The 14731-nt window shown below is 44.9% G+C and carries 18 protein-coding genes; 11 read left to right on the top strand and 7 right to left on the bottom strand.

Going from position 1 to position 14731, the window contains the following annotated elements:
- Nucleotides 1–18: 18 nt before the first annotated feature.
- The 3 genes from Q7R76_02465 to Q7R76_02475 all read left to right on the top strand — a co-directional run bounded on the left by Q7R76_02465 (nt 19) and on the right by Q7R76_02475 (nt 2635).
- A complete protein-coding gene (locus Q7R76_02465) occupies nt 19–537 on the top strand; it encodes a MarR family transcriptional regulator (GenBank protein ID MDO8642432.1) in 519 nt (172 codons plus the stop codon).
- Nucleotides 538–677: 140 nt separating this feature from the next.
- Nucleotides 678–1391 carry a thioredoxin domain-containing protein gene (locus Q7R76_02470; protein MDO8642433.1) on the top strand — a complete coding sequence of 238 codons (714 nt, stop codon included), beginning with the start codon at nt 678–680 and terminating at the stop codon, nt 1389–1391.
- A 71-nt stretch (nt 1392–1462) separates the two neighbouring features.
- Nucleotides 1463–2635, top strand: a complete 1173-nt coding sequence (locus Q7R76_02475; protein ID MDO8642434.1) for an NADP-dependent malic enzyme — start codon at nt 1463–1465, stop codon at nt 2633–2635.
- Between the two features lie 42 nt (nt 2636–2677).
- Here the strand turns inward: Q7R76_02475 and Q7R76_02480 are convergent, their stop codons facing one another.
- Nucleotides 2678–3061 (bottom strand): hypothetical protein, encoded by a 384-nt coding sequence (locus Q7R76_02480; GenBank protein MDO8642435.1) that lies wholly within the window; start codon nt 3059–3061, stop codon nt 2678–2680.
- Between the two features lie 211 nt (nt 3062–3272).
- On the opposite strand from Q7R76_02480, the gene Q7R76_02485 reads away from it, so the two are divergent.
- From Q7R76_02485 to Q7R76_02495, 3 genes are read left to right on the top strand one after another with little or no spacing between them, the layout of a single operon-like run.
- Nucleotides 3273–4109, top strand: a complete 837-nt coding sequence (locus Q7R76_02485; GenBank protein ID MDO8642436.1) for a hypothetical protein — start codon at nt 3273–3275, stop codon at nt 4107–4109.
- The gene (locus tag Q7R76_02490) at nt 4099–4809 is read left to right on the top strand and encodes a hypothetical protein (protein MDO8642437.1); all 711 of its coding nucleotides are present in this window, start codon (nt 4099–4101) and stop codon (nt 4807–4809) included. Before Q7R76_02485 ends, Q7R76_02490 begins: the two co-directional genes overlap by 11 nt.
- A gap of 4 nt (nt 4810–4813) precedes the next feature.
- Nucleotides 4814–5134, top strand: coding sequence for an ATP cone domain-containing protein (locus Q7R76_02495; GenBank protein MDO8642438.1), 321 nt, complete (start codon nt 4814–4816; stop codon nt 5132–5134).
- Nucleotides 5135–5162: 28 nt separating this feature from the next.
- Here Q7R76_02495 and Q7R76_02500 read toward each other — a convergent pair whose 3' ends face one another.
- Nucleotides 5163–5360 carry a DUF2892 domain-containing protein gene (locus Q7R76_02500; GenBank protein MDO8642439.1) on the bottom strand — a complete coding sequence of 66 codons (198 nt, stop codon included), beginning with the start codon at nt 5358–5360 and terminating at the stop codon, nt 5163–5165.
- 113 nt (nt 5361–5473) lie between these two features.
- Between Q7R76_02500 and Q7R76_02505 the strand changes: the two genes are divergently transcribed.
- Complete coding sequence (locus Q7R76_02505) at nt 5474–6100, top strand: methyltransferase domain-containing protein (protein MDO8642440.1); 627 nt, start codon at nt 5474–5476, stop codon at nt 6098–6100.
- A gap of 30 nt (nt 6101–6130) precedes the next feature.
- Here the strand turns inward: Q7R76_02505 and Q7R76_02510 are convergent, their stop codons facing one another.
- Nucleotides 6131–7108: a serine hydrolase gene (locus Q7R76_02510; protein ID MDO8642441.1), complete on the bottom strand. Its 978-nt coding sequence runs from the start codon at nt 7106–7108 to the stop codon at nt 6131–6133.
- Between the two features lie 204 nt (nt 7109–7312).
- On the opposite strand from Q7R76_02510, the gene Q7R76_02515 reads away from it, so the two are divergent.
- Nucleotides 7313–8791, top strand: coding sequence for a thymidylate synthase (locus Q7R76_02515; GenBank protein ID MDO8642442.1), 1479 nt, complete (start codon nt 7313–7315; stop codon nt 8789–8791).
- Between the two features lie 38 nt (nt 8792–8829).
- Nucleotides 8830–9435 (top strand): cupredoxin domain-containing protein, encoded by a 606-nt coding sequence (locus Q7R76_02520; protein MDO8642443.1) that lies wholly within the window; start codon nt 8830–8832, stop codon nt 9433–9435.
- A gap of 15 nt (nt 9436–9450) precedes the next feature.
- Here Q7R76_02520 and Q7R76_02525 read toward each other — a convergent pair whose 3' ends face one another.
- Nucleotides 9451–9831 carry a vitamin K epoxide reductase family protein gene (locus tag Q7R76_02525; protein MDO8642444.1) on the bottom strand — a complete coding sequence of 127 codons (381 nt, stop codon included), beginning with the start codon at nt 9829–9831 and terminating at the stop codon, nt 9451–9453.
- Between the two features lie 34 nt (nt 9832–9865).
- A complete protein-coding gene (locus Q7R76_02530) occupies nt 9866–10384 on the bottom strand; it encodes a vitamin K epoxide reductase family protein (protein ID MDO8642445.1) in 519 nt (172 codons plus the stop codon).
- A 103-nt stretch (nt 10385–10487) separates the two neighbouring features.
- Between Q7R76_02530 and guaB the strand changes: the two genes are divergently transcribed.
- Together guaB and Q7R76_02540 are read left to right on the top strand one after the other, a co-directional pair.
- Nucleotides 10488–11909 carry an IMP dehydrogenase gene (guaB, locus tag Q7R76_02535; GenBank protein ID MDO8642446.1) on the top strand — a complete coding sequence of 474 codons (1422 nt, stop codon included), beginning with the start codon at nt 10488–10490 and terminating at the stop codon, nt 11907–11909.
- Nucleotides 11910–12041: 132 nt separating this feature from the next.
- Nucleotides 12042–12809 carry a hypothetical protein gene (locus Q7R76_02540; protein ID MDO8642447.1) on the top strand — a complete coding sequence of 256 codons (768 nt, stop codon included), beginning with the start codon at nt 12042–12044 and terminating at the stop codon, nt 12807–12809.
- Between the two features lie 189 nt (nt 12810–12998).
- On the opposite strand, the gene Q7R76_02545 is transcribed toward Q7R76_02540, so the two are convergent.
- Together Q7R76_02545 and dusB are read right to left on the bottom strand one after the other, a co-directional pair.
- Nucleotides 12999–13718 carry a hypothetical protein gene (locus Q7R76_02545; protein ID MDO8642448.1) on the bottom strand — a complete coding sequence of 240 codons (720 nt, stop codon included), beginning with the start codon at nt 13716–13718 and terminating at the stop codon, nt 12999–13001.
- Between the two features lie 47 nt (nt 13719–13765).
- Nucleotides 13766–14713 (bottom strand): tRNA dihydrouridine synthase DusB, encoded by a 948-nt coding sequence (gene dusB / locus Q7R76_02550; GenBank protein ID MDO8642449.1) that lies wholly within the window; start codon nt 14711–14713, stop codon nt 13766–13768.
- Between the last annotated feature and the right edge of the window lie 18 nt (nt 14714–14731).

Here is a 14731-nt window from a genome sequence, read left to right on the forward strand (position 1 = left end):
ACAAAAACGCATTGGTCAATGATGGGTGGTAGGTTGAACAACAAAAAGATGGGAGCAGTACTGCTCGTCTTGAGCGTGGTGCTTCTTGGCATTCTCCTTAATCTGATGGGCGGCTTCACGGCACAGGCGCGCCAACTCGGCTGTTTTGATGATCCGTCGTGTGTGAGAGTTGAATCCGCATTAAGCGTAAGCCATCTCGCCTTTGGTGTCATGGGATTTATTTTCGCATTGGGGTTTTATTTAGTTGTATTTGCCCGCGGTGAACAGGCGATTCTCCAGCGGCTTGAAGAGGATAAAAACAAAAAGCTTACCGAAGAAAGATTTTCCCTGATTGCGCGGGGCCTTGACGAGTTTGAGAAAAAAGTCATTGCTGCTGTCAGGGAACAAGATGGCATCACCCAAAACACGCTTCGTCTCCGGACTGCGCTTTCCAAGGCAAAATTGAGCTATGTTCTGCAGGATTTGGAAAAAAAAGGCCTTGTTACTCGTGTGCCGGAAGGAAAAACACTTGCTGTGCATTTGAAATTCGCTGCCTGATTCGCTTAATCCGTTTATGAACGATAATGAACGGGAATTTATGCGTTTTAGCCGTTTTTGATGCTTCTGTTCATAGGATTAATTATTTATACTGATTAGTGTTTTATCATGAAAAAAAGGGAAATAAGGGAGGTTAGACTATGAAAATTCAAAAAGACACTATAAAAATTACGTTACTTCTGGTGCAGACGCTCCTTATTGTTGTTCTGATGTTCCAGGTCAGGGGAGTGAATAAACTGCTTGCAGGCGGCGCAGGTGATGCGGGCAGTGCCGACAATGCAATCGCACCGAGCGGACCGGGGCCAGAACCAAGCGAGCCGCGCGTCAAGGACTTCAAGGTACTCGAAGACGATGATGCGGTCTTGGGCGACAAGAAAGCGCCGGTAACAATTGTTGAATTCAGCGACTTTGAGTGCCCGTTCTGCGGACGGTTCCACCAGCAGACCTTTCCACAGATTAACGAAAACTACATCAAAACTGGCAAAGTGAAGCTCATCCTCCGTGACTTCCCGCTCGGCTTCCACGCAGAAGCGCAGAAAGCAGCAGAAGCAGCTGAATGCGCCGGAGAAGAAGGAAAGTACTACGAAATGAGCGACAAGCTGTTCAATGACGGCGTGCAGGGTGGTGTTGCGTCATTCAAGATATTCGCCGCAGACATCGGCTTGAACACCGCGAAGTTTAACGACTGCCTTGACTCAGGAAAGATGGCCAGCGAAGTGAAGAAGGACATGGCTGACGGCGCACAGTATGGCGTGTCGGGAACACCCGCGTTCTTCATCAACGGCCAGCTCATTTCAGGAGCGCAACCGTACTCGGCTTTCCAACAGGTGATTGAGCAGGCGTTGAACAAATAAATTTTTTATTTTTCTCTTTTTTCTCTCAAAAAAAACAAACAATATAAAGAGACGGCTATCTCGTGACTGATATGTACACCACTGACGAAGTTCTTGCAGCGCACAAAAAAGCAGGGGGAAAATTGGCCGTCACGCCAACCGTCTCTCTCGCTACAAAAAAAGATTTGAGCATTGCCTACACGCCCGGCGTCGCAGAGATATGCCGGCTCATCGCCAAAAATCCGAGCGAGGCGTATGAGTACACTATTAAAAAAAACGCCGTTGCCGTGGTCACCGACGGCAGTGCGGTGCTCGGCTTGGGCAACATCGGCCCAGAAGCAGCGCTGCCCGTAATGGAAGGAAAAGCAATCCTCTTCAAACAATTCGGTGGCGTTGACGCCTATCCAATCTGCCTGAATACGCAGAATCCCGACGAAATCGTTTCAATTGTCAAGGCAATCGCGCCTGGATTTGGCGGCATCAATCTGGAAGACATTTCTGCGCCGCGCTGTTTTGAAATCGAAGAAAAGCTGCAGGACATCGGCATTCCCGTGCTTCATGACGACCAGCACGGCACGGCAATCGTTGTGCTTGCAGGATTGCTGAACGCGTGCAAAGTGACCAAACGGAAGATTGAAGACGTTCGCGTGGTTATCAATGGGGCAGGCGCTGCGGGCACTGCAATTTGCAACATCCTTACTGACGACACTGCAGGTACGAACGGTAGTGTGCATGTCAAAGACGTGATTGTGTGCGACACCAAGGGCATCATTGGCCATCACCGTAAAGACCTTCCCGAGTATAAGAAAAAAATTGCCGACCGCACCAATACTGGAAAAAGAGCAGGCACATTGCAGGACGCACTCAAGGGTGCAGACGTGTTCATTGGCGTTTCAGCGCCGAATGTACTTTCAGAAACAATGATTAAGGGGATGAACAACCATCCGATTATTTTTGCCATGGCAAACCCCGTGCCGGAGATTATGCCCGACAAAGCGCACCATGCCGGCGCAGCGGTCGTGGCAACCGGACGCAGTGATTTTCCGAATCAGGTGAATAACGCGCTGGTTTTTCCCGGCCTGTTCCGTGGTGCACTCGACAGCCGGATACCGCGCTTCACACCAGCGATGAAAATTGCTGCAGCGTACGCGCTTGCTGCGTGTGTCACGAGCCCAACCGCAGAAAAAATTGTGCCCACTCTTTTTGAGAAGAATGTAGCGTTGAGTATTGCAGCGGCTGTTGGTGAATTAGCACGCAAAAACTAATCAGAGAATAAGAAACTAATTGAATTCTTTTCACTTCATGCGCTACATCGGATCGTAACAATATTCTCGGTCAGCAGTGCACACAACGCTTGTTTGGTCAGGTGCACACACATAGATACCTTCTCGCCGGCAGTTGCGAACACCTGCATAACATGATATGCCGACCGGGAATATTTCGTCAATCAATCCGTTCGCGTTATTATCCTTGCCGTCACAGCGGTCTTCAAGTGACGCATCAAGGAGCGTACCTGCATCAGTGAGTGCTGCATCTTCTGGTGTTGATGCATCAGGCGCATTTTTTATTCCTCGTGCATTTCCAACAGAAATATACACTGATCCGATATCCATGTGTTCTTCGCCACACCGCGGAAGATATGCCAGAGCCAGGCTCAGTGCAAGTATTCCGGGCGCGAGATAGTTTTTCATATCTTCTTCGCTGCAGTAGAGTTATAAAAAATAATGGTGTCTAAGTCGCCACATCAAGCGTATTCCGGTGAATCACCCTGCTCTTCCTGAAGTGATAGATAAAAAACTATATAAAGGGTCAAATTTAAGGGGTAGTAAAGACTAAAGAGGTGAGCCATGCCCGGCACCAAAAAACCAAAAAAGAAAAAAAATGTGTGCGAGTTCTGTTAAAATGAGCAGACAGCTTTTTTTCTGTTTTTTTATTTTTGTACTCGTGCTCGGTAGTTTCGTGAGTGCGCATGAAGAAGAAAGTGCGTACAACACCGATGGCCAAAATCGGCTGTACTATCAGACACGAACGCTTTCAATGAAACTCCTGATTAGCGCTACAATTATTATTACTGCCTTTGTTGCGTATGCAATTGCCAACAACCATTCTGGCCTCACGCACAACAAGAAAAAAATTCTGTTTCTTGGCATTGCAGTCCCCGCACTCATCGCAACCATTGTTCTCGCCTACGCAACCGTCTATCTCAACGTGGTTTCAGAAACAAAAGGGCCGGTGCACTGGCATGCTGACTTTGAAATCTGGAACTGCGGCGAAAAAATTGACCTGAAAAATCCGGAAGGATTCACCAACCGGATTGGCACGCCGGTATTCCACGAGCACAGCGATGACCGCATCCATGTTGAAGGCGTACTGATTGACAAAAGCGACGCGAACCTCGGACGGTTTTTCAACGTCACCAGCGGCCTGCTGACGCAGGAAAAAATGCGCGTGCCGACCAACACTGGGTTTGTTGAAGCAACAAATGGTGAATCATGCAATGGTGTGCCGGCAAAACTGCAGGTATTTCTTTTTCACGTAACCAATCCAGAACAGGACAAGGAATGGGTGTACGAGCAGAAAAAAATTGAACATTTTGACGACTATGTGCTGGCACCGCAATCTCTCGTGCCACCGGGTGACTGCATCATTGTCGAATTCGGCCCTGAAAAAGAAAAAACAACAAACCTCTGCGAAACATATCGTATCGCAGAATCACGGGGTGAGCTCCGTGGCCGTTGAAGCATACCTCCCTACGTTTGGCATCGTGACGGGAACCGCGATAATTGACGCGATAAACCCGTGCGCCATCGGCGTGCTCATTTTGATGCTGTCCGTGCTGATGGGCTCAAAAAAGACTATCGGCAGAATGCTCCTCCTCGGTTTTTTGTACATCGGTGCCGTAATGCTGACGTACCTTCTTGCCGGACTTGGTTTGCTGTATTTCCTTACAAAAATTCCGCTCTGGGTTACTGAATATATCGCCATCAGTGTTGGCGTGCTGATTGTGTTTGCCGGCTTGCTTGAGGTCAAGGATTATTTTTGGTATGGGAAATGGTTTTCGCTTTCGATACCGGCAAGCATGGCAAAAAAACTTCATCAGTACAGTACTAAAACAACAATTTTTGGCATCATCTTTTTAGGCGTCTTTGTTGCCGGCGTTGAGCTCCCCTGTACAGGCGCGCCGTATTTGGCGATTATTACCATGCTTTCACAGTATTTTGACTTCAGCGCGTTCCTAATGCTGGTGTGGTACAACTTTGTCTTTGTCTCGCCGCTCATCATAATTTTGCTGCTCGTTGCCACGGGCACGAAACTGCACAAAGTCAAGAAATGGAAACAGGAAAGCAGGGGAATGATGCGGCTTGCCATTGGCCTGATGCTGATTGCCATGGGCTGGCTGCTCATGCTCATCGCCAATGGAACTATCAACTTTGGGTGAACACATGAAAAAGAACACGAAAAAAAACAAACCGAAAGCACGGCAAAAAACGTGCACGCATTGCATTGTCAAGCGCCATGGGCGCATGGAAGAATTCGACGAACGCAAAGTATATGCGACCTGCTACCGCGCGTGCAAGGATGCGTCTCTTGACGACAAAAAGGCGGAAAAAATATGCAGCAGCGTGGCAACACAACTTAAAAAATGGGCAGGCACAAAAAAATGCGTTATGTCAGATGCAATCTTTGCCCAGCTGGCACGCGCGCTCAGAAAACACGACAAGAATGCGGCGTTTATGTACGAGACGCATCGAGATATTTGCTGAAAAAATGAAAAAAGAAGAAATAAAAGATTTATTTGGTATGTATTCCCAGTGTCTTCTGCAGCCAGCAGTAGCCCACAAAGCTTTCAACCAAAGCAATCCAGCCAACAATCAGCACGAGCCAGTTTGCCCATTCTGCTCCATAACTTGGCGCCCACGGGCCAAGCCACCAGAATGCCAGCGCAAAGCGCAAAACCCGGTCAACACTGTTCAAATTTTGAGTAACCATTGAACACCTCTTTTTTCAAACGTAAAGAAAACTAAGTATATAAAATCAGCGGAAAAGCAAACGCGAAACCAGTTTCGCAAACATTTATAAGTCCTTTCACGCTTTGCTAAATCATGGACAAATTCCTTCCAGCAGCGCGGTTCAACGCATTAGCTGAACGATATGATTTTATCTGTGAGTGGGTAGGTTTTGATACAACATATCGGCAAAACATAATTGACGCGCTCCATCTTCCCAACAAAAAAATGCGCGTGCTGGATGTTGGATGCGGTACGGGAACGCTTGCGGTTGAACTCAAAAAAGAAAAAGCAAACGTCGAGGTACACGGCGTTGACCCGGATGAGAAGATTCTTGCATTGGCACGAAAAAAAATTGCCAAGAATAAGATGGAAGTGCACCTGAACAAAGCATATGCCCAGAAACTCCCGTTTCCCGACCGCCATTTTGACGCCGCTTACAGTTCACTGGTGTGGCACCATATTCCTGATCATGCAAAACAGGACTGTTTTGATGAAATTTTTCGCGTGCTGAAAAAAGGAGGCGTGTTCGTGCTGTCTGATTTTGGAAAACCGAAGCATTGGTGGCTGCCATCATACTCCCATTTTGCACGGTTCTTTGAAGAAGGAAAAGCGAATTATGACGGATTGATGCCGACGATGATGGAGACGGCTGGATTTGAACTAATTACCAGCAAGCCGTTGAAAAACAGCATCGAACTTCTGGTGGGAAGAAAGCCTTGAATGGTGCTTCCCCAGAATGCATACATGCGACTAATCAGCATCGACATACTCAAATACGTCCTTGGAAACAAGGGTGATAAGATTCTTTGCCTCTCTGAATGGTATGTCCCTAGTCATTACGCAAATGATGTACGGGTTATTTGGATAGTACACAACACCACAATCATGAAGCCCATAATCACTTACGCCAAATTTATGTGCAACCTGAACTTCAACAGGTATGCCTGCAGATAATAAATCTTCTCTTTGTGTATCAGTTGTTACATCAAGTGCCAGTTCAGATGATTTAGGCGAAAGATACGAAGAAAAGTATAACGCCTTAAAAAAACGACTATATCCCCGTGGAGTAACGTACACCGTGGTATTTCGATTTTCAATCTGGGGCATACCAACATGCGCAAAAACACTGTTCAGATCTGCATCAGACAATTGGCGTAGCACTGCATTTTTAGCAGTATTGTCAGATGCGAGTATCATCTCTTTTAAGAATTCTATCGAAGTAAACTCTGTTCCAACTGGTTTTTTATATAATTCGCCTGAATTTTTATCTACATCTGCTGAAATCAAGGAGATTGTATCGTTCAAACGTATCTGCTCTCGGTCAACTTTTTTAAGAAAACCAATCATAATCGGCATTTTTAAAAGACTCGCTGGAATAAACGCATCTCGTTCATTTATACCCATCCACGCACCAGTACGCAAATCTTGTACAAAGATACCGACCTGGCTGATATTATTTTTTGGTTCAATGTCAGAAGTGAGTTTTTCTTTAAGGCCATAATAATGGAGGCGAAGGCGTAGCGGTTGGTTACCTGAATCAACTGGGGTGGCAGTTAAATGATTTATATAGCGATACGGGGCTCTGTCCGGAGTGGGAATGTTGTTCGTTTGCATCTGTTTCAGCAACAAAAAGAGATTCGTTGTAATCAAAATGAGCAATAGAATAATGCCTATCATAATTACCCTTTTCTTTCCTTTCTTAAGCTCGCTATTTTCAGAAAATTCCATACCAGTCTCATCTTTTCGTGGTATATAAAAAGTTTTTGCAAAACTCACAAAAAATAAACTATAGTTTTATACCTTAGTTCTTCATCTATTTTTGGTATGGTGCCGAAGGCAGATTTGAAATGACCGCAAGGAAGCAATACTCCACCCGCATTAAGATTCTTCTAAGGAGAAAGCCTTAAATACCTCTTTTCTGTTGCGTGTTCCATGCGCATCGAAAACTGGCCGATTCATTTCGGCAATCTCGTCAAAAAGGGAAACCTTGACAGCAACGTCGTCGTTATTACATTATGGACTCCGATGAAAATTGTTGAGCCCCAGCTTCGCTCTGACAGTTACGCGGTGTTGAGCCAGCTGTATTCAAAAGACACAGGGCTCAATGCGCTGGTTCGTGGCTGCCTTTCAAACACGGCAATTCGGTATGTCATCGTTACCGGACAAGACTTGTCAGGCAGCGGACAGGCACTTCTCAATCTGAAAAACAACGGTGTTGATGCAACCAGCAATATTATCGGCAGTACCAATTCAGTGGTTGACAAAGAAATCCCGAAAGAAGCAGTCGAATTATTCAGAAAAAACGTTGATATTGTTGACGCGCGGACAGTTCCATTTCCCCAACTGCAAGCACTGATTGATTCTCTTCCAAAAAAATCTGAGTATGGGCAACCACGGGTGTTTCCTGAGGCAAAAATCGAAGTGCCGGAAACCCAGCCGAGCGAGCACGTTGGATTCAAGGTTCGCGCAAAGAAAATTGGCGAGGCGTGGCTCCAAGCTCTCCAGCTGATTATGAAATTTGGCGCAGTAAAAGAAAGCCAGCGCGGCGAAAAGCAGAAGGAAGTAATGGAACTGATGATAAGCGTGACGGATGAAAACCCGGACGCTATCAGCTGGAAAGAATATTTCAATTTCACGCAGGAAGACCTTGAAAATTATTATCCCCAAGTCTTAAGCCCGCAAACCCTTGATGTAAAATATACCTACGGCAGCAGGCTGATGAACTATCATTCTATTGACCAGATTCAGTCAATTATTGATGAACTAAAAAAAGCGCCACACAGCAGACGGGCAGTTGCCGTGCTCTGGGATGTTGAAAAAGACAGTGCAAGCGAAGACCCACCCTGTTTTAATCTATTGCAGGCGCTGATACAAAACAACAAACTCTTTTTGATTATGTACATCCGAAGCAATGACATGTATGACGCGTGGCCGCGCAACGCATTCGCGTTGAGAAAACTCCAACAGCGCATTGCACAAGAAGTTGGCTGTGCCATGGGCCATCTCATTACGCTCTCGGGTAGTGCGCACATTTATGAGCGCAGCTTCAAACAAGTTGATGAACTGCTGAAAGACTACCCAGTTGCGGATAACGTCGAATTCGACCTTCCCGGAAAGCTGATGCAGGACCCGCGGGGCAACATTACGATTTCAATTACTGGGACAGAGATAAAACTAAGCCACCTGACACCGGACGGCAAACGCATTGATGAGCATACAGCAAAAAGTGCAAAAGATGCAATGTTTTGGCTGACGTGGCAGCAAAAAATTATTGATGTCTACCACGCGTTATACCTTGGCAGGGAATTGGAAAAAGCAGAAATGGCACTCCAGCTGGGCATCCATTACGTTCAGGACAAGCCATTGGATATGAAAGAGATTATGCAGGCACTGCAAAATAAGAAACTTTAAAAAAGAGGACTATTATTTCTGTTCTTGGTGATATGCCTATGAACCCTATGAAAAAAATACTAACAGCACTAACTATTCTTTCACTGCTCATGCTTGTTGGATGCGCAACACAAGAAGCGCCATCAGCAGCGGCACCAACACAGGCACCGTCAAAAGTTGTTGAGATTGCTGACTCTGCTGATGCAGGGGAGCCAGAAGAAGAAACTACTCCTGAAACCGAGGATCAAGAAATAGAAGATCAAGAATCAGAAGATGAAGAAATAGAAGATGAGCAAATAGAAGATGAAGAACTAAAAGGGGCAGAAAGTACGCCAGAAACAGATATTCCCTCTGAAGAACCCGTTTCTGTGTCTGCATCCACGGCCACGGTTCGTGAAATTACTATGACTGCCAAGAATTGGGAGTTTGACCCGTCAACCATCGAAGTGAATAAAGGCGACCGCGTGGTGCTGACCATCACCAGCGTAGACGTCAAGCATGGCTTTTCCATTGACGACTTTGGCGTCGCAATCACGCTGGAACCTGGCAAAATCGTCACCACTGAATTTGTTGCCGACAAAGCAGGAACCTTTGATTTCTACTGCTCGGTCTACTGCGGGAGTGGACATCGAGACATGGTTGGAAAATTAGTAGTGAATGAATAGATTTTATTTTTTTTACTATGCTAATTGATACGAAATAATTAACAAGAGAATATTCACCACATACATCATCGTGCACACGATGCAAAAATTCTTCATCTTAATATAAGAAACATACATCAAATACAGCGTGCCGATGAATGAAACTACTGCAGCATACAGAATATAATCAAACAGTTTCAGAAGCGTCAAAATATACACGCCAGCGTAAAAAAAGAGCCCTATACCCGAATTAGGAATGCCGAAAAAGAGTTTGCCGGAAGAACTAAAAAACGCTTTGGTGCACGAGACTGACGGACTGATGTGACAGAACGGGTGGTAGCTCTTGTACAATGACCGTAGGGCATAGGCAGATAGCAAAAAGCCAAGCGCAGCAAGAAGGTATAGGAAGATGATCATATCTGATTTTTAAGGAAAAGGCCTATAAAAAGATTTAGATGAATAGTGTTTTTCGCGAAGCAAGAAACAACCCACCAACAAGTACCATCAAAAGGTCAATAACCATGCAATAGGTGCAGATACTGCGAATAACAAAGAGTTGCAGGAAAATAAAATACGCAGCTCCCAAGACGCCGCCTATAACAAGAATGCCCATACCAATCTGAAACAAATTTTTTGTTTTCTTAAACACTGCAGGATGCCATTTTTGCACCAGCAAGAAAAGAAGAAACACCAAAACCAACAGCGTGAAATACAGCACGCCTACCAGCGCTGTTGAAACACCGAAAAGGATGCTATATTTTGTATTCTGCACTGCTGCGCAGGAACCCAGCGACGTGCCGTTGCGGAAACAGGTGTCAGACTCAATCGTTGATGAGCCGGATGTTGCAATTTCGACCAGTCTGCGCACTTCGAGTTGTTTTTGGTACTCGATGTAGCCGGAGAAAAAAAGAGCAGTGCCAAGCGCAATGAGGATAACAAAGAGCGTGATGGTGCGTTTCTGAATCATCATCCGATTGTATCATGCGGGGATGTTTAAAAGCTTTGCGCCCATATAACCAACCACAACAATCAATATAAACTACAGCCCCTGACTTCAGACCACGAACCAAAGGGTGATAGATATCAAAGAAGGCCTCTCGTTTGACGACGTTCTGATTATTCCAAACTATTCAGAGAACTACTCACGCAAAGATTGCAACACGGCTGGAAAGCTTACTAAACACATTTCCTTGACCACCCCGATCATCGGGGCAAACATGGACACGGTGTGCGGCGATGAGATGGCCATTGCCCTTGCGCGGCTCGGCGGCATCGGATTTATCCACCGGTTTAACACGATTGAGGAAGAAGTTGAGCTCGTGCGGAGAGTCAAGCATTTCAAGACCTTCAAAATTGAACATCCAAGAACCTGTCGGCCGGACCAGCTTGTTGCCGAGGTAAAAACGATATCAGGAGAGACTGGCATATCAGGATTTCTCGTCGAAGAATATGGCCGGCTCATCGGCATTGTTTCGCGCAGAGACCTCAATGGCGCCGACGACCACCAATCCATCCGCGACGTGATGACTAAAAATGTAATCTCCGCGCCATTTGACATTGCCCTCGCCGCAGCGGAAGAACTGCTTGAAAAAAACAAAATAGAAAAACTGCCGTTGGTTGACGAATATAGAGCGATTCGCGGGCTCATCACCTACACTGACCTTCAAAAACAAAAGCGGTATCCGCATGCAAGCGTTGACAAAAAAGGGCGGCTTCTTGTTGGGGCGGCGGTTGGCGTCAAGGACACCGTGGAGCGTGCCCGCGCACTTATCGCCGCAGAAGTGGACATTCTCGTGTTGGACATTGCCCACGGCCACAACAAGCGGGCGATTGACGCCGTGCGGCTGTTGAAAAAAGAGTTTCCGACCATGCCGATTGTTGCCGGCAACGTCGCAACCGCCCGCGCCACAGAAGACCTCATCACTGCCGGCGCCGACTGCATCAAAGTGGGCATTGGGCCGGGCGCAGCGTGCACCACACGCATTGTTACTGGCTGCGGCGTGCCGCAAATAACCGCGATTATTGACTGCGCAACGGTTGCGAGCAAACATGATATTCCCCTGATTGCCGACGGCGGCATCAAAAGCGGCGGCGATGTCATCAAGGCGCTGGCTGCCGGTGCCGACACCGTCATGGTTGGCCGTTTGTTGTCTGGCACCACAGAAAGCCCGGGCATGATGATGGTGAAAAATGGAAGAAAAGTCAAAGTCTATCGTGGCTCCTCTTCATTTGACGTCAATATCAAACAAAAAAAGCTGTATGAAAAAATGCTGGACATCAAAGAAGTTACTGATGTGGTGCCGGAAGGCGTTGAGGCCACGGTGCCGTACTCTGGTGATGTTGTCGAAGTGATTAATCAGCTCATGGGCGGCCTGCGGTCAGGCATGAGTTATGTCGGCGCGAAGAACTTGCAGGAACTAAAGTATAAAGCAGAGTTTATTAAGATAAGCAGTGCCGGGATGAAAGAGAGCAACCATCACAATGTGGATGTGTGAGTTGATACTACCGTTTTGAGAGTCCGTTTTGTTGGCTAAATAAATCCATTTTGACGACGTAATAGTGTGGGAAACAAATTTAAAAACGAAACCTTTATATGTCAATATAAATCCTCTTTTTGACGGGGAAAAATGAACCTTATTCAGAATATTAAACAAACTGGTTTGAAAAAAGCTAGTTTAACATTTTTAACTAACTGGTGGACTAAGAATAAACTTACTCTGATTATTGTCGGCATTATTATTCTGTCTGGAGTTTTACCTATTTTCCCGTCAAGCAGTACTAAAACGATAACTTTAACTGTGCCAGTCGAGGATCAGGGGGCTTATAGTTCACCTGGGATTGAAGTGTTTTCTGAATGTAATACACTTAGCTTACGAAATTTTTATGACTTTGAGAGTGTTACTACCTCATCTACTAACGATTTATCATATATACGCTTGCCTAAAACCGTATCGTATAGATATAACGAATACAATATATCCTTATTTGCATTGAAAGCATGCGCTGATTGCATCAAAGATGACATGTTAAGACCGAGTGAGCCGAAAGAATGTCTTATGAATAAATCATCTGTTTTTGGGTATTTTCAGATATGTACTGGGAAGAATCAAAACTTTGAACCATGCGAAAGGATACCTTTTGTGGTAAGTACCGGCCTTGAAATAGTCTCACCTGATAAAAAATTCAAAATCAGTACTAATCCTTATGTAAAGAAAACAAAAGTACCACAAGGAATATATCAGTCTGTTATTTCTAATTATAGGATTGATCTAATTATCACTTATCCTGAATGGAAATCTCTTCCTTATGTTAAATGGGTTGGTGGTGCAGTACTCTTTTTGTTAGATCCGATTAAATTTATTTTAAAATATTTTATGGATAGGTGGTTTTACTAAGCTTAGTTCATTTCTAAACTCCTCAACTGTCTTGCACTGGATTAGTCGTGCACACATTTTTCTATTTTTTTTGGATGATTGTTTTCACAATTGGAATCGGGGGTTGGTATAATATATTATTTGAATATTCCGATAATAAGGCGCGTTAAAAGAGATAAAGAAACTGAATAACAAAAACAGATGCAGAGTCTATAGGCATTCTTGTTTATATTTAGTAACTGGTTTCATCATCTTCTTTTTCATACAATTTTTTTTAATCTTGGGAATTTCTAAAGGAGTGGAAAAACATCCTGAATCTTTTCCCATCTCACAAAACTCTATCTCAAAAATTTCTGAAGCGTTTGAATCTACATATCTCTTTTTAATCCCTTTACTGATTTTTCTCTCATTTGATTTTAAAATCCCCAGTTCAAAAGAAAATTCGCCGCCCGTATTTTCCATATTAGTTACTTCGTAACTAACACGGTGGTAATCAAGACAGGTATACCCTCCGTTCGGACCATAAAAAATTCCTCGATGCGCATTTTCTCTTGTTACTCCCGAAACGGGCTTTTGACACATAATGTGCGGTTCCTTGTTACAATCTGTATTAAATTCGCAAGCTTTATTTCTGATTGTATAATAAGCAGGACTTTCATCACAAACTTCTTCAACTACTTCTTCTATGGTAATATAACTGACGGTTTCACATTCTTTAGAACTATTATCCTCTTCTTTAAGATCAATTTTCTCATTAATTGATTCATTTGATTGATGGCAAAAGGAATTGTTAGTGACCATTGTTCCATCAGGACAGACATACTTAACCAATTCTTTTTTTTGTAACTGGTTTGTTAAAAAATAAAAAAGAATAATAAAAAAGAGAAGACTAAACAGAATATAAAAATAATGTCGATTATGATGTTTCATAACTAATTAGTGTTATTCTAACTTTATAAAGTTTTCTAAGGGCCATTTTATCCCAATCGAACTCTCAAATAGATCACATTTTCCTTAAACTCCTCACTCGTCTTACACTGCGCAAGCCGCGCTCGCATCTTCGCCGCGCCATCGCTGCCCTTCAAGAAATACAGCGCCTGTGACTTTATCGTGTCGAAATTGATGGCATATTTTTCTGCGAGCTCAAGATATTCAAAGAACAATGAGAAACGGTCAACAGTCTCGTACGATCCTTTTTTCAGATACTCATCAATCTGCGTAAAAATAAATGGATTTCCAATCGCCCCGCGGGCAATCATAACGTAATCAACGCCGCTTTCTTCCAGCCGTTGAGAAAAAATTTCAGGAGTAAACACATCGCCGTTGCCGATGACTGGAATGTTCACGGCTTCCTTCACCTGCTTGATGATGTCCCAGTCTGCAACACCGGAGTAGCCCTGTTTCTGAGTGCGGCCGTGGATTCCGATTGCCGCAGCGCCGGCGTCTTCAACGATTTTGGCAATTTTCACCGCGTTCGTGGTGTTTTCGTCAATGCCTTTGCGGATTTTTACGGTCACTGGTTTCTGTACCGCAGACGCAAGCTTGTTGATGAACGAGCCGATTTTTTCCGGATTGTTCAGCATGGCGCTGCCGGCGCCGGTTTGAATCACTTTCCACGCCGGACAGCCGCAATTAATATCGATGACATCAAAACGATCCTCAAGCATTTTTGCTGCTGCAACAACATCAGCTTCATTGCTGCCGAACAGCTGCACGGCAACCGGCTGTTCAATCGGATCAGTCTGAATCATCTTAAACGATGTTGCATTGCCACGCACCAAGCCGGTGCTGTTCACAAATTCCGTGTACGTCAGCCCAGCGCCGTATTTTTTGCACAGCGCACGAAACGCGACATCAGTCACGCCAGCCATAGGGCTCAAGATGGCAGGGCTTTTCAGTTTGGGAAAGGATGAGGGGGAGTGCATGAGATAAAAAATAACACA

The sequence above is a fragment of the Candidatus Woesearchaeota archaeon genome (assembly GCA_030651375.1).
GTDB lineage: Archaea > Nanobdellota > Nanobdellia > Woesearchaeales > UBA12501 > JAUSFM01.